Annotated in this window: 12 protein-coding genes and 1 pseudogene; 2 read left to right on the forward strand and 11 right to left on the reverse strand. The window is 69.8% G+C overall.

Annotated elements, in window-relative coordinates; genetic code table 11:
* Positions 1-11: 11 nt before the first annotated feature.
* The 5 genes from AB0M47_RS35755 to AB0M47_RS35775 all read right to left on the reverse strand — a co-directional run bounded on the left by AB0M47_RS35755 (position 12) and on the right by AB0M47_RS35775 (position 8,210).
* Positions 12-1,022, reverse strand: coding sequence for a glycosyltransferase family 2 protein (locus AB0M47_RS35755; protein ID WP_363422068.1), 1,011 nt, complete (start codon positions 1,020-1,022; stop codon positions 12-14).
* 1 nt (position 1,023) lies between these two features.
* Positions 1,024-1,986 (reverse strand): lysylphosphatidylglycerol synthase domain-containing protein, encoded by a 963-nt coding sequence (locus AB0M47_RS35760; protein ID WP_363422071.1) that lies wholly within the window; start codon positions 1,984-1,986, stop codon positions 1,024-1,026.
* A gap of 213 nt (positions 1,987-2,199) precedes the next feature.
* Positions 2,200-3,048 carry a peptidoglycan-binding domain-containing protein gene (locus AB0M47_RS35765; RefSeq protein ID WP_363422074.1) on the reverse strand — a complete coding sequence of 283 codons (849 nt, stop codon included), beginning with the start codon at positions 3,046-3,048 and terminating at the stop codon, positions 2,200-2,202.
* Positions 3,049-3,139: 91 nt separating this feature from the next.
* The gene (locus AB0M47_RS35770; protein ID WP_363422076.1) at positions 3,140-5,620 is read right to left on the reverse strand and encodes a polysaccharide lyase family 8 super-sandwich domain-containing protein; all 2,481 of its coding nucleotides are present in this window, start codon (positions 5,618-5,620) and stop codon (positions 3,140-3,142) included.
* 103 nt (positions 5,621-5,723) lie between these two features.
* Positions 5,724-8,210: a collagenase gene (locus AB0M47_RS35775; protein ID WP_363422078.1), complete on the reverse strand. Its 2,487-nt coding sequence runs from the start codon at positions 8,208-8,210 to the stop codon at positions 5,724-5,726.
* Between the two features lie 149 nt (positions 8,211-8,359).
* On the opposite strand from AB0M47_RS35775, the gene AB0M47_RS35780 reads away from it, so the two are divergent.
* Positions 8,360-9,313, forward strand: coding sequence for a LysR family transcriptional regulator (locus tag AB0M47_RS35780; RefSeq protein ID WP_363422080.1), 954 nt, complete (start codon positions 8,360-8,362; stop codon positions 9,311-9,313).
* A gap of 19 nt (positions 9,314-9,332) precedes the next feature.
* On the opposite strand, the gene AB0M47_RS35785 is transcribed toward AB0M47_RS35780, so the two are convergent.
* The 6 genes and pseudogenes from AB0M47_RS35785 to AB0M47_RS35810 form a co-directional block, all read right to left on the reverse strand.
* On the reverse strand, positions 9,333-10,499 hold the full coding sequence (locus tag AB0M47_RS35785) for a threonine synthase (protein WP_363422082.1): 1,167 nt from the start codon (positions 10,497-10,499) through the stop codon (positions 9,333-9,335).
* Positions 10,500-10,508: 9 nt separating this feature from the next.
* Positions 10,509-12,506, reverse strand: a complete 1,998-nt coding sequence (locus AB0M47_RS35790; protein WP_363422083.1) for a glycogen debranching N-terminal domain-containing protein — start codon at positions 12,504-12,506, stop codon at positions 10,509-10,511.
* Positions 12,507-12,527: 21 nt separating this feature from the next.
* Positions 12,528-13,577 carry a glucose 1-dehydrogenase gene (locus AB0M47_RS35795; RefSeq protein ID WP_363422085.1) on the reverse strand — a complete coding sequence of 350 codons (1,050 nt, stop codon included), beginning with the start codon at positions 13,575-13,577 and terminating at the stop codon, positions 12,528-12,530.
* A 189-nt stretch (positions 13,578-13,766) separates the two neighbouring features.
* Positions 13,767-15,155, reverse strand: coding sequence for a PQQ-binding-like beta-propeller repeat protein (locus AB0M47_RS35800; protein ID WP_363422091.1), 1,389 nt, complete (start codon positions 15,153-15,155; stop codon positions 13,767-13,769).
* Between the two features lie 9 nt (positions 15,156-15,164).
* A pseudogene (locus tag AB0M47_RS35805) lies at positions 15,165-15,611 on the reverse strand (SigE family RNA polymerase sigma factor); the annotation flags it as partial.
* A gap of 74 nt (positions 15,612-15,685) precedes the next feature.
* Complete coding sequence (locus AB0M47_RS35810; protein ID WP_363422087.1) at positions 15,686-16,267, reverse strand: TetR/AcrR family transcriptional regulator; 582 nt, start codon at positions 16,265-16,267, stop codon at positions 15,686-15,688.
* Between the two features lie 236 nt (positions 16,268-16,503).
* Here AB0M47_RS35810 and AB0M47_RS35815 point away from each other — a divergent pair, with 236 nt between their 5' ends.
* Complete coding sequence (locus AB0M47_RS35815) at positions 16,504-18,735, forward strand: MMPL family transporter (RefSeq protein ID WP_363422089.1); 2,232 nt, start codon at positions 16,504-16,506, stop codon at positions 18,733-18,735.
* Positions 18,736-18,895 lie beyond the last annotated feature (160 nt).

An 18,895-nucleotide genomic window follows, 5' to 3' on the forward strand; every position in this document is an offset into this window, starting at 1 on the left:
GAGCCGCCGCGTCAGGCGGGGGTTCCGACGCGATAGAGCCGCCGCGTCATGCGCGGGAAGAGCAGGCCCTGCAGGATTCCGACCCCGGCGGCGACGGCGGAGGTCAGCGTCACCAACATATGCAGGACGGTGAACTGGAGTCCGAACAGGACGCCGTGGTGGCGGTACGCGTACGCGTAGGTGCGGCCGTCGAGCGCGACCGAGATCCCGGCCAGCACCAGGCAGGCGAGCAGGGCCAGCGGGCCGAACACGATCGGCAGGAGCAACGCGGCGACGCCGGCCAGCAGGAACGCGCTGCCCAACGCCCGGTGCCCCGAACCCGCTCCGCCGGGCAGGGCACGCAACCGCACCCAGTTCGGTGCGCCCAGCCGCGTACGCTGGAAGACCTTCGTCAGCATCACCCGCAACGTGCCGTCGTGGTCGTGCCGGCCGGTGACCGTCGACGTCGCGAGCACGACGTACTTGGCGTTGAGCCGGAAACCGTAGTCCTGCTCCTCGGTCCAGCGCAGCCGGTCGTTGAACGGCCCGATCTCGCGGAACACCGCCGTGCGGATGGCGAACAGGGCCGAGTGCAGGCCGGGGATCGGCCCGTCGATCTCGGTGAACCAGACGAACTGCTGGATCGCCCGGTAGCGCTTGACCAGGCTGTCGGGGAACATCGGCTCGGCCTGGTACATGCCGCAGACCGCGCCGACCCGCTCGTCGGCCAGCAACTGCTCGACCGCTCCGGCCACCGCGTCCGGCGCGAGAGCCACGTCGGAGTCGACGAAGAACAGCACCTCACCCTGGGCCCGCTCGGCGCCGCGATTGCGGGCGGTCGAGACCCCGGCGTTGACGTCCGTCTCCAGCACGGTCACACCGAGGCGGCTCGCGATCGCCACCGAGTCGTCGGTGCTGGCGTCGTCGGCCACGATGATCTCGATGGTCGGATACGTCTGCCGCTGCGCGGCCGCGATGCACTCGCCGAGCGTACGGCCGTAGTTGTAGTTGGGGATGATCACCGAGACCAGCGGCGTCGTCATGCTAGGAACGTACCGGCAGGGCCTTGCTCGAATCTTGGCTCTGATCCTCGCCACGACTACGGACGGCACGGCGGGCCAGCGTCGCGGCGGCCAGGGCGATGACCGCCGTGAGTAGCTCGCTGACGATGACGATCAACCGGCTCGACAGGGCCACCACGCTGGCGACCGGCAGCGGCAGGCTCACCCCGAGCGCGGCCAGCAGCAGCACTTCGCGTACGCCGATGCCCTCCGGGGCGAAGACGGCGAACATCCCGGCGACGGTCGCCAGACCGAACGCGCCCACGCAGAGCAGCAGCGACCCGGCCGGATCGGCGCCGACCGCCACGGCCAGCAACCAGAGCTGCAACCCGGCAGCGAGCCACGACACGAGCTGGGTCACCAGCGCCGGGCGTACGCCGTCGGGGTCGACCTCCGGGGCGGGCCGCCGCAACACCCGCGCGGCCAGGGTCGCCGCGCTGGACAGCAGGCTCGGCCGGATCAGCGCGGCCACGATCGGCAGCGCCGCCAGGATCAGCCAGCCCGCCGACGCGCCCAGCAACTCGGGTCCGGCCAGCAGGCCGGTGGTGGCCCCGGTGAGCACTCCGATGACCAGGGTAAGCACCCAGGCCGAGGCCATCCGCGCGGCGGGTACGCCGAGAGTGCGGCCCATCCGGACGTTCACCACGAGGCTGAAGACCTTGCCGGGCAGGTATTTCGCGAACTGGCCGGCGAAGTAGAGCCGGATCGCCTCCACGGTGGTCAGCTCATGCCCGGCGGCGCGCAGCGTATGCCGCCACGACGCCATCGCGGTGAGCAGCGCGACCGCGTTCGCCAGTGCCGCCAGGACGCCCATCGTCACGACGAAGCCGGCCGGTCGCCCGTCGAGCGTCGTGCGCAGCACCGACCAGTCCTGCCCCCGCAGCATCCAGACGATCGCGGCGATCGTCGCCAGTCCGAACACCACGGTCACGGCTCGACGCCTCATGCCCGCACGCTAACCGCGGCCCTCTTGGCGCCTTCTTGGCCGCCCGCGCCGTACCCGCTCTTTCGTGCTGGCTGTGCTGTCCGCTCAGCCCGCGCTGCCCGCGCCGCCCGGCCGCTTGCGCTGCCCGCTTCGTTAGGGCTGGATCAGGGTTCCGGGTCGAATCTTGGGGAAAGATTCGACCCGGAATCCTGATCCAGCGCTGAAGCGAACGGCTTACAGCGAGCGCTTGTACTGCTCCCACCAGGTGAACGGCATGCGGTACGCCGTCGGGGTGTCGTCAGCCGCGTGGCTGGCGAGCCCGTTCTTGCCGATGTAGTAGTCGTAGATCTGGTCGCGGGCCGTCTCGGCCATGTCCGGGTCGAGCACCGCGGCCGCGTGGATGTGGTACGGCCAGTCGCCCTGGGACGGGTTGCGCAGCCAGGCCGCGAAGCCGACCGTCCGCAGCGCCTTCACCGTCTGCCAGCGCTGGGTCGTGGTCAGGGCGCTGACCGAGATGTCGACCACGCCGCCGCCGTCGTGCGTACCGGCCGACGACGGGTTGGACGACGTGTAGGAGCCCTGCGACAGGACGATCGACGTGGCGACCAGCGAGTCCGCCTTGGCCAGCATGTTCTTCGTCCGGGTGTTCACCCGCTGGCCGCCGTAGCTGTCGGTGGTCGAACCGGTCGACACCGACCGGCTGACCGTGAACCGGCCCGAGCCCAGCGACGTCAGCGACGTCGGGCCCGGGATGCCGTTGGCGTCGATCCCGGTGTAGCCGAGCGAGCGCTGGTAGGCGGCGTACGCGGAGACCGTCGAGGTGCCGTAGTGGCCGTCGACCAGGCTGGACGACAGGAACCCCTTGGCGCTCAGCGCCTTCTCCACCTCCAGCACGCTGGCGTACGCGTTCGGGGTCAGGCCCTCGTCGGGCTTGGGCGGGTCGAGTTCGGCCGCCAGGAGCACCAGCTCCATGTCGACGGCGGGCAGGGCGGACGCCCGCGAGGCGAGCACCGTCTGTGCGGCCACGGCCGCGACGGCGACGCCCGCGCCACGGGAAAGCACCCAACGCCGGGTCAGGGACATACTTACCTCCATCAAAGTCGCGGCCGGATTGCGGCCTTGATGGAGAGTGTCAGCAATCGTCTACAGATGGCCTACAGAACGGCCACAGTCGCTACCGGTCCGCGCGCAGCACGGCGGTGAAACTCCGGCCGTACGCGTGCCGCGTGGCGACCTCGATCCGGGTGCCACCAGGCACCGGACGCACGCGTACGCCCTCGTCGGTCTCGGCGACCCGCAGGGTGCGACCGTGGATCGTCACGGTCACCGTGTCCCGGTGGGTCGTCGGGTCGGCCACCGCGATGGTCACGTCACCCCGGCGGGTGGTCTGCGCGAGGACCGACGCCGGGCCGTCCACGACCAGCCGTTCGGCGTGATGGTCGCCGGGGGTGAAGGTGTTGACCGCGACCAGGCCCAGCCCCGTGTGCTTGACCGCCTGCGCCTTCGCCGTGTTCGTCAGGATCGTCAGGCGGCAGTCCTCGTACGCGGCCAGGGCGGCAGCCGACGCGTTCGGGACGATCGCGTACGCGTAGGCGGCCGCAGCGGCGCCGGCGGGCTCCGTGACGCCCAGCGTGAACACCTGCTTGGTCACCTTCGTGTCCGGGTTGGTGGTACGCACCACGCGGCGGCTGGCGGTCACGGGCGCGGTCGCGCCGGTCGGCCGCGTACCGGCGAGGAAGCGGTAGCCGACCGCGTTCTGCTGCGTCTCGTTGGCGTACCGGAGCCAGCGGTCGCCTTCGGTCAAGGTGACCACATCGGACGCGCTGGCGATGCGGCTGTCGAACGTCGTCGTCACCGCCCGCCCGGCGTCGTCGCGTACGCCCGCCGCCAGCACCACGATCTCGTCGTCGAGCAGGAACCACGACTTGGTCGCCTCGGCGTTGCGGTACGCCACGAAGTCGGCGGGCAACTGACCGGCCTGCTGCGCGGCGTACGCGGCGTCGTCGCCGAGCACCAGCCCGGCCGCCCCGTACGCGCCCAGCACCGCGCCGCCGGAGTACTCGTTGGTGCAGACCGGGAAGTAGACGTAGGTGTTCTGCGACTCGGAGGACGAGGTGAAGCCCAGCTCGGGCTTGTCGTACCAGAGCGTGCCGTACAGCTCGGGGACGGTCCGCCGAACTTCCTCCGGCGCGGTGATCCCGGCGAGGCGGTACGGCGACACCGTCGTGTAGTAGTCCACGCCGAACGCCTGGGTGTGGTCCTGCCCGGCCAGGTACAGGTAATGCGCCCCGGCGCCCTGGAACCACGGCATCAGGTTCTCGCCGCTCATGTACTCGTACGCCGAGATGCGCGCCGAGCTGCGGGCCAGCGCGAAGGCGTACCCGGGACGGCGGTGGACCACCCGGTCCATCGCGTTGAACGCCACGCTGCGGCTCGCCGGGTTCAGGTCGGCCGCCGGGATCGCCGCGTCCGCCATGAGGTCGGCGTACCGGCTGATGCTCACGGGCGAGACGAACGACGTGGGCGTGAGCGTCGCGCGGGAGCTTTGGCGGATGTGCTTGATGTAGCTCTTGAGGCCGGCCGCGTCGGCGCTGTAGCCGCTGAGGTCCACAATCGCCTCGACGATGATCGCGACGTCCGCATAGCCGGTGGTGGTACGCGAGACCGCGCGGCCCTTGACGATCTCCATGAGGTAGCCCTCGAAGATCAGCGGGGCGAAGCCGTCGACCACCCAGCTCTGCACGACCGGGACGACGGTGCCGGTGGACGCGTAGCTCGTGCCGTCGAGCACCTTGATCGTCTGCACCGCCCGGGTGAGCAGGCCCTTGCCATACGATCCGGTGTACGCCACCGACGCGTGCTGCAGGAACGACCCGTCGGCGTAGTACCCGTCGGTGACCCCGTGCTGCAGGTTGTACGGGTCGACGGTCGAGAACACCGTGAACTGGTCGGCGACCGCCTTGGCCAGCCGCGCGTCGTCACCCAGCAGCGCCGCCTGCAGAATCCGGTTGGCGGTGATGTCGGCGAGATTCGCGCCGGTGTGGAACCGCGAGTCCAGGTCGACGTCGCCGTTCTTGCCGTTGCGCAGATACGCGTCCATGCTGGCCACGTACGCGCTGACGAGGTCGGCCGGGGCGACGCCGGACAGCAGCGCCAGCGTCCGTGTGACGTCGGTCGAGACGCCGATCTCCCAGTTGAACCAGTTGCCGTAGTAGCCCTTGCTCTGGTCGCCGTAGTAGTTCTCGTGCAGCCAGCGCAGCTTCTGCAGGACGCGATCCTGGATCGCCGCGTCGCCGTTCAACGCGCCGCCCGGGACCCGGGTCGCGAGCGCGATCTCGTACAGGTGCTGGCTGGTGCTCTTCAGGTTCGTGTCGCTCGTGCCCAGCGGCAGTCCCTTGAACAACTCGCCCGCTCCGGCGGTGTCCAGCGCCTGCAACCACGTACGCGCCGTCGACTCGATCGCGGCCAGTTTGTCGGCGACCTCCGGGCGGGCGTTGCTCTCCGGCGTACCGGCCAGCATCGCCACCGTGTTGGCGATCAGCCGGTCCTGGTCACCGGGCGCCGCCTGGGCCTTGCCGGCACGGATCTGGCCCGCCACGGTGAGGAGGGCGGCTGCGGGCACTGTGGACAGAAGCGCGCGACGGGAGATCGACATGTGAAGACCTTACCGGCACGACACTCTGCCTGTGAAGCCTTAACGCATCGGCGGGGGCCGGCTCAGCCGAGCCGGCCCCCGCGGTGGGATCGGTGCAGAGGCGTCAGTACTGGGTCGCGACGGTCACGGCGCTGAAGCCGGAGACCGCGTACAAGCTGATGTAGTTGTAGCCCGCGGGCGGATTGGTGATGGTGAGGCTCTCGGTGTTGCCGCCGGCGGTCGAGCGGCTCGTGTAGGAGCTGGTGGTCGCCCAGCTGCTGCTGTTGTAGTAGAGGTCGGCGTTGCCGGAGCCGCCCGAGGCGGTGATCGTGAGCTGGCTGACCCCGGCCGGCAGGTAGATGTAGAGGTAGGAGTAGTTGCCGGTGGTCGCCGACAGGTTGCTGCGCCGGCAGTTGCGGTCCAGCTGGCGTACGTCGGAGTTGGTGCACTCGGTCACGCCGCCACCGCCGCCGACGGTGACCGTCGCCGAGCTGGTGCCGGTCGCGCCGTCGTCGTCGGTCACCGTGAGGGTCACCGAGTAGGTGCCGGCGGCCGCGTACGTCTTGCTGGGGTTGGTCGCCGTGGAGGAGGTGCCGTCGCCGAACGTCCACCGGCGAGAGGCGACGGTGCCGTCGCTGTCCGTCGAGCGGTCGGTGAAGGTCGCCGTCAGACCGCTGGTCGTGGTGGTGAACGAGGCGGTCGGCGGGTTGTTCGTCGGCGTCGAGCCGCCGCACGCGCCGGCTGCGCAAGCCGCCAGCCAGGTGTACCAGTCGGCGTTGTAGCGGGTACCGATGGTGCTGGTGAGGTAGGTGCGCGCCGCGGTCCAGTTGCCGCTGCGGTAGTAGTTCAGCACGGTCGTCATGTCCGACCGATGGGACTGGAGCAGGTAGCGCACGGCCAGGTAGCCCCATCGGTAGATGCGTGTCGTGTCGTTGCTGTACGTCGTGTCGAACAGGGTGCTCAACGCGTAGGTGCCGTTCGCCGCCTCGGCGATGGCGGCGTCGTAGGCGACGCCACGGTACGAGTACGAGACGTACTCGGCGAATCCTTCGATCCACCACACCGTCGGGGTGGTGATGCCGGCGCTGAAGTCGCCGTACATGTCGAAGCGGCCGTCGAGGTAGTGGGTGTATTCGTGGTTGAGATTCCAGATCTCGAACGCCGGGCGCACCCACTCGGCCTCGTACGCGATGAACCGGGCCTGGTTGGCCGAGTTCGCCGGATCGCCCTCCAGATACATGCCGCCGTTGTTGGTGTCGATGCCGTACATCGCGCCGGCGTACGTCTGGTAGTCGGTGCTCGAGTCGAACACCACCACCTCGATGTCGGTGTTGTGGTCGTTGGCGACCGCGCCGCTGTCGGCGACCACGCCGTGGAAGTAGGCGTCCTGGTTGGTCAGGCTCGTGCAGCTGGACGACAGCTGGCTCGACGTCATGTCCTGCGCCTTGATGGTGATGCTCGATCCGCAGGCGTAGGTCACCGTGAGCACGGCGTCGGCCAGCCGGGTCGCCAGGTCGCAGGTCCCGTAGTAGCCGCAGTTGGCCTGGTCGTAGTAGTCGGTCATCTCGGCGACGCCCACCCACAACGGGGCGGTCGGGCCGGTGATGGCGCTGATGCCGAGCAGCCCGAGAGCCTGTGGCCGCACCCGCGACTGCAACGTCGTGTGCTGAAGGAACCGGCCGAGTTCCCGGCCGGCGTTGGAGGTCAGGAAGCTGTTGTCCGTACCCAGCAGATCGCGATGCGCGGACGCGAAATTGTAGAGCGAATCGATCAGGCCGGGATCGGACTGCACCGCGCTGACGAACGCGGGCACCTGGTGGCCGCGGAAGGTGACGGTGAAGACGTTGTTGACCGCGTTGCGCATCCACCAATACGCGTTGTACGCGTTGGTGTAGCTCGCGAGGAGACGCTTGACGACATAGATGTAGCGGGCGTTCTCGACAGCGCTGTCGATGAGCGTGACCGCCTCGGCGAGGGTCTCACCGTTCGCGTCGTTGACGTCGCCGGAGTGGCCGTTGGCGAAGAAGGCGTCCAGCCCCGCTCGGATCGCGGTCTGGAGAGTGACGCCGTAACTGCCGACCGTGGAGGCGTTGTAGTACTGGACGTAGTAGCCGGCCCGCAGGTACAGCACGAGCTGCGCCGTGCCGGTGGCGTTGTCACCGGCATAGGACCCGGCGTTGTCCCGGAATCCGTAGGCGACGCTGGCCATCTGCGCCTCCCGGAAGGCGTAGTACGCGTCGCTGCCGGTCAGCGTGAAGAGGGTGTTGACGCAGTCGGTCGACGACGCCTTGATCTGCTGCACGAGCGCGCTGCCGGTGCGGCTCGTGAAGTCGGCGACGTTACAGGCGGCCGCGGCGGTGACCGACGCCTTCGCCATCGACGGACGGTTCTGCCGGGGCGTGCTCTGCGGGTTGTCGTAGCTCTGGCGTACGGCATCAGTGGTGGCCGGGCGAGGCGCGCGGTCCTGGATCGGCTGGGCTTCCGATCGCACATGCGCGCTGCCGGTTCCCGTCGACGCCGCCGACGGCGCCGGGCCGTCGGCCGTCGACAGGGGCCGCGGCGCGGGAACGGCTGCCGCCGAGGTCGGCGCCTGAACGACCGGGTTCGTCATCGCGACGGCGGCTAACAGGGCGAAGAGAGGTCTGCTGCGGGGAAATCGCATAAGGGGCTCCGGGGGGATCGAAGGAACTGACTTCATCCACGGGAACCCTGACATGGGTGATCGCCCTGTAGTCATTCCAATCGCTATAACATCGGCCTATGGATCTGGAGATCCGCCACCTGCGCGCCATCTGCGCCATCGCCGACGCCGGGAGTCTGTCGAAAGCCGCCGTTCACCTGGGCATCACCCAGCCCGCCCTGACGACGCTGCTGCAACGCATCGAACGATCGGTCGGCGGCCCGCTGTTCGTCCGCGGCCGCACCGGCATCCAGCCCACCGCACTGGGCGAACAGGCCGCCGCCCGCGCCCGGCTGGTGCTGAGCGAACTCGACGGCTTCATCGGCAGCATCACCCACGGCGATCGCAAGAACCGCGAGATCCTGCTCGGCTCCGCCCACATGGAATGCGTGGGAAGCATGCTGACCTACGTGCGGCAAGCCTTACCCGACACCGAGTTCGCCCTGCAGGTCGAACCGTCGGCCGTCGTCCTCGCCCAAGCGCTCGCCCATCGCCGCCTCGACATCGCGCTCATCGGATTCATGGAAGACCAGGGCGTACCGCTCGCGAGCGACCTGGCGCAACGCACGTTCATCCCGCGGCTGCCGGTGCTCCTGGCCATCTCCGCCCAGCACCCGCTGGCGGTCCGGGACGACATCGATCTGGCCGATCTTCGGGACGAGTTCTGGATCTGCCCGCCGGGAGCCGACGACGGCTCGCTCACCTCCTTGCGTACGGCGTGCCACCACGCCGGCTTCGAGCCGAAGATCCGCTATCAGGTGCCCAGCGGCGGCGGACGCCCGCTCATCAGCTCCGGCCAGGCGGTCCAGCTCGTCGAACCGTCCTCGAACCCGTTGGGCGGCATCGCGATCCGGCGGCTGACCGGCGATCCGCTCGGCATGCGGCTGGTGTTCGCCTGGCGTCGCCAGTCCATCACCGACGCGCGAGCCGGCGCGATCTACGGCGCGGCCGCGAAGGCCTACGCCGAGGCCGCCACCGCCAGCCCCGCCTACGCACCCTGGTGGTACGCCCACCCGGAAGTGCATCCGTGCTGATTCCTGGACGATGTAGCCGTCAGGCGAGATCGAGGGGATATTTGACCCCCGCGCCGGTGTTGAGCAGGACCACCTCGTCGTCGGCGCCGAGCCAGCCGCGTTCGCGCAGCAGCCGTGCGGCCGTCAGGCAGGTGGCGCCCTCGGGGCAGAGCATGAGCCCTTCGAGCCGCCCGAACTCCCGCAGATCCGCCAGCATGTCGGCGTCGTCGACGGCGATCGCGGTGCCGCCGCTTTCGGCGATCGCGTCGAGGATCAACTCGTCGCCCAGCGGCTTGGGCACGTTGATCCCGAAGGCCACGGTGGACGCGTCGGGCCACGCCTCGACCTGACGGAGCCCGGCGTCGTACGCCTTCACCACCGGCGCGCAGCCGGTCGACTGCACCGCCACCAACCGGGGCAGCTCGCCCTGCAGCCAGCCGAGCGTACGCAGTTCGAGCAGCGCCTTGTGGATGCCGATGAGCCCGACGCCGCCCCCGGTCGGATAGAGGATGACGTCCGGCGTACGCCAGCCCAGCTGCTCGGCGATCTCCAGCCCCATCGTCTTCTTGCCCTCGATGCGGTAGGGCTCCTTGAGCGTGGAGACGTCGAAGATCGCCCCGTCGGCGTCGGCGATCAGGGACGCGATGAGCCGCCCGGCATCGCTGATGACGCCCTCGACCAGGTGCAGATCGGCCCCGGCGACCAGGCACTCCTGCCGGGTGATGACCGGCGCGCCGTAGGGCATGGCGATCGTGGCGGCGAGCCCGGCGCGGGCGGCGTACGTCGCCCAGGCCGCGCCCGCGTTGCCGTTGGTCGGCATCGCCACGTGCCGGATGCCCAGCTCCCTCGCCCGGGATACGCCGACCGCAGCGCCCCGCGCCTTGAACGCGCCGGTCGGCAGCAGGCCCTCGTCCTTGACCAGCAGCCGGTTCAGCCCGATCGCGGGACCGTAGCGGGCGGCGGGCCACAGCGGCGTCCAGCCCTCGCCGAGCGTGGTGACGTGCTCGGCCGAGCGGACCGGCAGCAGTTCCCGGTACCGCCACAGGTCCGCGCCTCGCCGTTCGACGTCACCCGGCTCGACCGCGTTCGCGATCGCGGGCAGGTCGTAGCGGGCCAGCAGGGGAGAGCCGCAGGTGCACAGGTTCTGCGGCTGGTCGGCGTCATGCTGCGCGCCGCAGCGGGGGCACTCCAGGAAGGTCAGGAACATGCCTCAGTCCTACACGCCCGCGTCGGCCTTCCCCCACGCGCCCGGTACGCCGCGCAGCATCAGCCGGGCGCAGCGCGACGGCAGGTACGGGTCGGCGGTCAGCTGGTCCCCGTCCGGCTCCAGGCCGAGTAGCGTCCGCAGCAGCATCAGCGGCGTACCGGCGGCCCAGGCCTGCGGCGAGCACGCCGACGGGTACGCGATCGGGATCTCCGTCAGGTCGCGGGCCGTCCCGATGAGCGCCTCGGGCAGGCGGAACCCGGACAGCGCGGCCGCCGTCAGCATCGCCTCCGCGATCACGGCCGCCTCCTCACGGAAGCCGTACCGGGCGAGCCCGGCGGCGACGATGGCGTTGTCGTGCGGCCACACCGTCCCGTTGTGATACTCCATCGGGTTGTACGCGGTCAGCCCGTCGGCGAGCGTGCGTACGCCCCAGCCGGAGAACATCGCCGGACTCATCAGGTGCCCCACGACCGATGCCGCATGGTCCGGCGGGATGATCCCGCTCCACAACAGGTGGCCGATGTTCGAGGTGAGCGTGGGCACCGGGCGTTTCTGGCCGTCCAAGGCCAGCGCGTAGAACCCCTCGTCGGGCAGCCAGAAGGCGTCGACGAACCGCTCCTGCAACGCCGCCGCCTCGGCCTCCAGTGCGGACGCCAGCGCGGGATCGTTCCAGCAGTCCCGGGCCAGCCGGGCTGCTCGCAGCCGGGCGTCGTAGGCGTACCCCTGGATCTCGCAGGTGGCCCGGGGCAGGGTGGCGAGCGTCCCGTCCGGGTGCACGATCGCGTTCCACGAGTCCTTCCAGCACTGGTTGACCAGGCCCTGCTCGGGATTGCGGGTGGCGTACTCGATGAACAGGTCGCCGTCGGCGTCCCCGAACTCCCGCATCCACTGGATCGCCGCTCGGGCGTGCGGTTCCAGGTCGCGGACCGTCGCGCTGTCGCCGGTCCACCGGTGGTACTCGTCGAGCACGATCAAGAACAGCGGCGTGCTGTCGGCGCTGCCGTAGTAGGGCGACTGTGGGCGCTGGCCGAAGTAGGTCAGCTCGCCGTGCCGCAGCTCGTGCAGGATCTTGCCCGGTTCGGCGTCGCGGATGTCGTCCATCGTGGATGCCTGCTGGGCGGCGAGCGCCCGTAACGTCGTGCGGCACAGCTCCGGGGCGTACGGGAGGGTCTGGTAGCCCACGATCAGGCTGTCGCGCCCGAACAACGCCATGAACCAGGGCAGCCCGGCGGCCGGCAGCGAAGCGTCCGGCACGGTGTCCGGATAGAACCGCAACGCCGCCAGGTCGATGAGACTGCGCCGGTAGGTGTGCACCAGATCGTCCCAGTCGGTGTCCAGCTCCGGTGCGTGCGCCAGCCAGTCCTCCAGACTGACCGGCATCTGCGGCCGATGGTCCAGGTGCGGGACGGGCCGGATCGCGGCGGTCGCCACCGAGATCTCGATCTCCGTACTCCACGTCTCGGTCGGCGCCAGCTCCAAGGCGTACGACATGGATTGCTCGGTGAAGCGAGCACCCGGCGCCTTGACGCGGGTCTCGCGCCGGAATTCGCCGCGCTCGTAGCCGAGCACGACCGCGCCCTTCTCGATGCGCCGGTAGTGCCGGCCGGTCTTGCCCTGTTTGTCCTTGACCTCGAAGATGTCGGCGAAGTCGGCCTCGAACAGCAGCGAGAGTTCGAGGACCGCCGGCCGCGCCCCGTGGTTGGTGACCGTGAGCTGCTCCTGTACGCCTTCGCCGACGTGCCGGCGGCGCAGCACGGACAGCGACGGGTTCAGGTACACGGTGCCGGTCGGTTGCTGGAGGTAGAAGACCGCCTCGTCGTACTCGACGGGCTGGCCCGACAGCGCGGCGAGCGGGCGGCCGTTGAGCCGCAGCTCCCAGCGCGACAGGTGGCGCATGTCCCGGAAGAACAAGCCGCCCGGGAGGTCGTAGTTGGGGGCCACGTCGCCGCGTTCGTCGCTGACCATGAACGTGCGGCCTTGGAGGATGTTGATCTGACGGTCGGGCATGGGCGCCTCCCCGGGGGTGTGTCAGGAAATGTCGATCACATGCTTGATCCCGTTCGGATCGGGTTCGAAGGCGTGGGCGTAGTCCTGCAGCGAGCTGCGCGAGGTGATGAGCGATTCCAGCCACGCCCGGTCAGCTCGGGTGAGGGCGTCGGCCGCCTGCTGGAAGTGGCTGAGGTTGGCGTTGACCGAGCCGACGACCACGTCGTTCTCCAGCACCATGGACCGGTTGGCGCCGCCGATGTCGACGCTGATCTTCCGGCCGGCCACGGACACTCCGGTCAGGCAGACGATGCCGTACTCGGCGGTGCCGCCGATGGCCTCGAGGACCAGGGAGGACACTCCGGTCGCCTCGACGATGACGTCGGGGTTGAGCCGCTCGGTCAGCCGGTCCATCGGCTCGCTGTGATAGGTCGCGCCCAGCGCGGCCACCGCCGCCGGTTTCGGGCCGTCGGTGACGATGTCCAGCACGTGGACGTCGAGCCCGCGCTGCACACCGAGCAACGCGGCGAGCAACCCGATCGGGCCGGCCCCGGTGACCAGCACGGTGTGCGGCTCGTACCAGGCTCGGCCGCCGATCCGGTCGATCTGTTCCCAGGCCTTGGCCACGACCGAGGTCGGTTCCATGAGTACACCGGCTTCGCCCAGCTCGGTGGGCAGCTTCACGGCGTACTCGGGCTCGACGGTCCAGCGTTGGCTGGCGTAGCCGTGGATCTCCTTGATGCCGCGCTCGGTGTACTCGCCGTTGCGGCACATGTCGAACTGGCCCCGGGCACAGGCGCCGCACGGCTTCGGGTCGGGCCGCCGCACCACCCCGACGATCAGGTCGCCTTCGGCGAAACCAGATCCGGCGGGCGCTGTGCGTACGCGGCCCAGCGACTCATGACCGAGGATGAGCCGATCCTCGCCGGCGGGCGCCCAGCCGTACTCGGCGTCGGCGATCTCCCGGTCGGTGCCGCAGACGCCCACCGCGACCGCGTCGACGAGCAGCTCACCCGGGCCGGGCTGCGGCTCGGGCATCTCACTGACTTCCAGCGAATCGGCTTGTCCAGGCCGGACCGTCAACGCGAGCATGGTCGCCCTTTCTGTCGTCTCCTTCCCATCCTGCCTGCTACCCGCCCATTTGATCGGCAAAACCGCAGATCGTACCGATCTTCGCCTGCGCCGCTGCGCGTTGATCATGGAGTTCGCACCCTCGACACGCCGTCGAGGCAACGGTTAACTCCATGATCAACGCGCAGAGCGTCACGGCGCGGCGGGAGGTCAGGAGGTCATCGAGTAGAGGACGAGGTCGCCGTCGACGACGGCCACCAGCGCCGTCCCCTCGGCGGCGAGCTGCCCCTGCGCGGTGTCCAGCCCGCCGAGCGACTCCAACTGCGGAGCCCCCGCCGGTGCGCCCGACAGCTGGACCGACCGTTCGTTGGTCCATTCGCAGACGAGGAGGTTGCCCGCGTCCAGCCGCAGCACCCGACTGTCCTCCTTGGTACGCACCACCTCCCGGCCGCCCGTGTCGAGCACGACGACGCCGTCGTTGGCGGCGTTGCCGGCGACCCGCAGCGCGAGGCCGACCGGGGCCAGCCGGGTCGCGCGGGGCACCGAGACCGTCCATTTGACCTGGCCGTCGTGGACGGCGACGACGTTGTGGCCGCCGGATTCGGCCACGTCGATCAGGCAGATGTCCGCCAGGCCGCACGGCGACATCGCCGTCACCCCGCCGCCGGCGTACTCCTTGGTGAGCTTGCCGTCGGCGACGTGCAGCCGATACAGCTCCCGTGCGCTGCGGATGAAGATGTCCCCGTTGTACGCCAGGAAGCCGTCGTTGGGCGGGATCCCGTGCCAGGCGCGTCCGGTCGGGTTGCCCGTCGACGCCGCGTACTCGGTGATCGTCTCCTTGCCGTCCGACACATACAGCCGACCTTCGCTGTTGCTCATCGTGGGTGTGCCGGTGTCGAGGTCCGAGCGGGCGAGGTCGGCCGGGACCGTCATGCCGAAGACCCGGTTCACCGGTGTGGCCACCTGCCAGCGCGTGTCACCGGAGCGCAGGTCGACGCCGATGACAGTGCCGGCCGCGCGGTCGGCGAACACGGCCACGCCGGGGAAGATCTGGACGTCGTCAGGTTCCGCGGAACTGGTGCGGGACCAGCGTTTCTGCCCGGTGGCAGGGTCGATCGCGTACGCGGTCGTCGTCGTGACGCCTCGGGTCGTGGTGCCGGTGAGGACCATGACCACCTGTGGCGTGACCAGGACCCGGCCGACCAGAACGGAGTCCGCCGACCCGACGGGCGGCAGATCCACGCGCGGCCAGGCCTGGCTGCCGTCCGCCAGATTCATGGCCAGCACTCGCACCCCCGGTCCGGCGGTGTCGATCACGTAGGCGCGCCCGTTCTGGATCGCGACCTCCGGATACGCCAAGCCGTTCAGCGGCATCGAGCCCACGCGGCGCAACGGCGAGAAGACCATCGGACTCCCGGTGGGATTGATCGTGGGCGGCGGCGGCATCGTGCGGTTCCGGCCCAGCACGGCCGTCGTCAGCACGATCACCGCGATCACCACCAGCCCCGCGGCGGTCACCGTCGCCGCTACCCGGGTACGCCGTCGGCGGCGGCCGAGTTCCGCGACGTCGGCAGCGGAGCCCATGCGGGCCTGCGACATCTCCGCGGTGAGGACCGTCGCGAGGTTGTCCCGGCCGCGCGACAGCCACGACTTGACGGTTCCCTCGCTGACGCCCAACTCGGCCGCGATCGAGGCCACGGAGACGTCGAGCAGATAGTGCAGCGCGAGCGCCTGCCGTTGCCGTTCGGGCAGCTTCTTCAGGGCCGCCACGACCAGCATCGTGTCCTCCGAGGGCGGTGGCACCGGGGCCGGCGACTCGACCGGCGCGTTACGGCGTACGCGCAGATGCCGCCACCAGTCGAAGACGAGCCGGGAGACCACGAGTCGCAGCCACGCCTCGGCGTCGTCGTACCCGCTGAGCCGCCGCCAGCGTTGCCAGGCGCGGATGTAGGCCTCCTGGACGACGTCCTGAGCCTGGGCGAGGTCACCCGTCAGCCCGTACGCATACCGCAGCGTCCGGGGTGAGGTCGCCTGGTAGAACTCCGCGAAATCCACTGCTACCGCCCGTGATCGTGGGGATGGGTCGCCTGGGACACGGCCAGGCCCCCGTCACGGGTTGCAGTCTGCGGTCAGGAACGCCGCGCGCGCAGCCCCAGGATCCGGCGACCGGTGGCGAGCAGCTGCTCACGCATGGCGTCGTCGTCGAACCGTTGCAGGACGGGGGAGGACGCGGCGGCGGCGATCCCGGCGAGAGCCACCGTCGCGGCGACCTCCGAGCCGGGAGAGTCGTCGGACATCAGCAGCTCGCCCGGCTGCTGGAGCAGCTCGGCGATGTCCGGATGGCTCTGCAGGGCGCTGGTGATGCCCGGGTCGGTGCCGATCATCCCGATGAGACGGCGGTGCTTGACGGTCAGGTCGACGAACCCGCGCAGCATCGTGTCCGCCCGGCTCGACGGCGTACGCTGCGCCTTGGCCGTCTCGATGATGGTGCGCAGCTCCTCCATGGCGGGCTGGATCACCGCGGTGAGGATGTCGTCGCGCGTCTTGAAGTGGTGGTAGATAGCGGCCTTCGTCACACCGAGGTGGTCGGCGATCATCTGCAGCGACGTCCCGGCGAAGCTGTACAGGGCGAACAGCCGGCACGCCTCGTCCAGCAGGCGTTGCCGGGTGCGTTCCTGACCCCGCGGTCCGGCTTCCGCCAATCCCGTCACGGCGTCCTCCCTACCAGCGCTGATTCACTCTAAGGACGCTGAATGCCTTCCGTCAAAGCTAGCTGATCGGCAAGTGTGCCAGCTAGCCGATCGGCAAGGTGTGACCTTGCCGATCGGCTTGTCGCTGCCTTGCCGATCGGCTAGTTTGAGGGGCAGAGGCGAGCGCCTTTCACCCACCGTGAACTGCGTGTTTCGTCGTGATGACGGCTGCCTACCTCTTATATTGGAGTGCTCCGATGGCAACGTTCCTCTATCGAATCGGCCGGTTCGCGTACGCCCGACGGTGGCTCGTGTTGGCGGTCTGGGTGGTGTTCCTCGCCGTCGCGGGCGCCGGCGCCGCCCTCTTCGCCGGCAAGACCAGTAACGACTTCAGTATTCCGGGCACCGAATCGCAGCAGGCGATCGACCAGTTGAGCGAACGGTTCCCCGAGGCGCACGCCGGTGGGGCGAGCGCCCGGGTCGTCTTCGTCGCGCCGGAAGGCAAGACGGTCGCCGACCCGTCCGTGCAGAGCGCGGTGGGAGCCGTGGTCGCCGCCCTGAACAAGGCGCCCCAGGTCGCCAACGTGGCCGACCCCTACACCGCGAAGACGATCTCGCCGGACAACCCGCGGTACGCCTTCGCCCAGGTCACCTACGGCGTACAGGGCATGGCGCTGACCGACTCCGACCGGGAGGCGCTGTTCGACGCCGCCCAGCTCGGCCGGGACCAGGGGCTGACCGTCGAGGTGGGCGGCGACGCCCTGCGCGCCAACCCGGAGACCGGCATCGTCGAAGTGCTCGGCATCGTCATCGCCGCCGTCGTGCTCGTCGTCACCCTGGGTTCGCTGATCGCGGCCGGGTTGCCGCTGCTCACCGCGCTCACCGGCATCGGCGTCGGCATCTCCGGCATCGCGCTGGCCGCCCGCTGGTTCGACATCAACTCCAACAGCCTGATCCTCGCGCTCATGCTGGGCCTCGCGGTCGGCATCGACTACTCCCTGTTCATCGTCTCCCGCTTCCGGCATGAGCTGCTGGTACGCAAGAACGGCCCGGAAGCCGCCGGCCGTGCGGTCGGCACCGCCGGATCCGCCGTCGTCTTCGCCGGCCTGACCGTGATCATCGCGCTGGCCGCGCTCTCGGTCGTCGGCATCCCGTTGCTGCGCAGCATGGGTCTGGCCGCCGCCGCGACCGTCGCAGTCTCGGTGCTGGTCGCCATCACGCTGCTCCCGGCGCTGCTCGGGTTCACCGGCACCCGGCTCGTCCGCGGGCGGCTGTTCGGCCGGCGTACGCCGGATCCGGAGTCGGACGAGGCCGGTTCGACGCCGATGGGCGAGCGCTGGGCGAAGTTCATCGTCCGCTTCCGGGTGCCCGCGCTCATCCTCGCGGTCGCCGGGCTCGCCGCACTCGCGGTTCCGGCGGCGAGCCTGCGCCTCGGGCTGCCCGACGACGGCATGCAGGCCTCGTCGACCACGCAGCGTAAGGCGTACGACTTGATGTCCGAGGGCTTCGGCCCTGGCTTCAACGGGCCGCTGGTGGTCGTGGCCGAGCTGCCCACGGGCAGCGACCCGCAGACCACGTCGGCGACCCTGGCCGGCGCGTTGATGAAGGTCGACAACGTCCTGTACGCCTCACCGACCGGCGTGAGCCCGGACGGCCACACGGCGCTGCTGGCGGTGATCCCGAAGACCGGCCCGAACGACGAGAAGACGGCCGACCTGGTGACCGCGATCCGCGACCAAGCCGGCGACCTGAAGGCCGCCACCGGCGCGACCGTGTCGGTGACCGGCCAGACCGCCCTGGCCATCGACGTCTCGGCTCGCCTCGGCGAAGCGCTCGTGCCGTACCTGTGCGTCGTCGTCGGACTGGCGTTCCTGCTGCTCCTGCTCGTCTTCCGATCCATCCTGGTGCCGTTGACCGCCACCCTGGGCTTCCTGCTCAGCGTCGCGGCGACCTTCGGCGCTGTGGTGGCCGTCTACCAGTGGGGCTGGCTCAGCTCGGTCTTCGGCGTCGAGGAAACCGGACCGATCATGAGCATGCTGCCGGTGCTGCTGATCGGCATCCTGTTCGGACTCGCGATGGACTATCAGGTGTTCCTCGTGACCCGGATGCGCGAGGACTACGTCCACGGGGCGTCGGCCCGGGGGGCGATCGTGACCGGCTTCCGGCACGGCGCCCGGGTCGTCACCGCGGCCGCGATCATCATGATCAGCGTCTTCGGCGGGTTCGTCTTCTCCAGCGAGACGCTCATCCAGTCCATCGGCTTCGCGCTGGCGTTCGGCGTGCTGGTCGACGCGTTCGTGGTCCGGATGACCATCATCCCGGCGCTGATGTCGCTGCTGGGCAAGGCCGCGTGGTGGATGCCGCGCTGGCTGAACAAGATCCTGCCCAACGTGGACGTCGAAGGCGAGAAACTCGCCGCCCTCACCGCCACCCCCTCCTCTCCCTCCTCGCCCACCACCACCCCCACCACCCTGTCCCGCCACCACTAACCACCCCACCCCACCCTGTCCCCGCCCCCGCCCTGTCCCCGTTGATCATGGAGTTAACTGTTGTCTCGGCGGCTTCTTCTCAACCAGTCCGTGCAAATGGTCGTTGATCCAGGTACGGGCTGGTTGAGGAGGGCTAATGGCCAGGGCGCATGTGCTGAAT

The sequence above is a fragment of the Hamadaea sp. NPDC051192 genome (genome assembly GCF_040682475.1).
In the GTDB taxonomy this organism is placed as follows: domain Bacteria; phylum Actinomycetota; class Actinomycetes; order Mycobacteriales; family Micromonosporaceae; genus Hamadaea; species Hamadaea flava.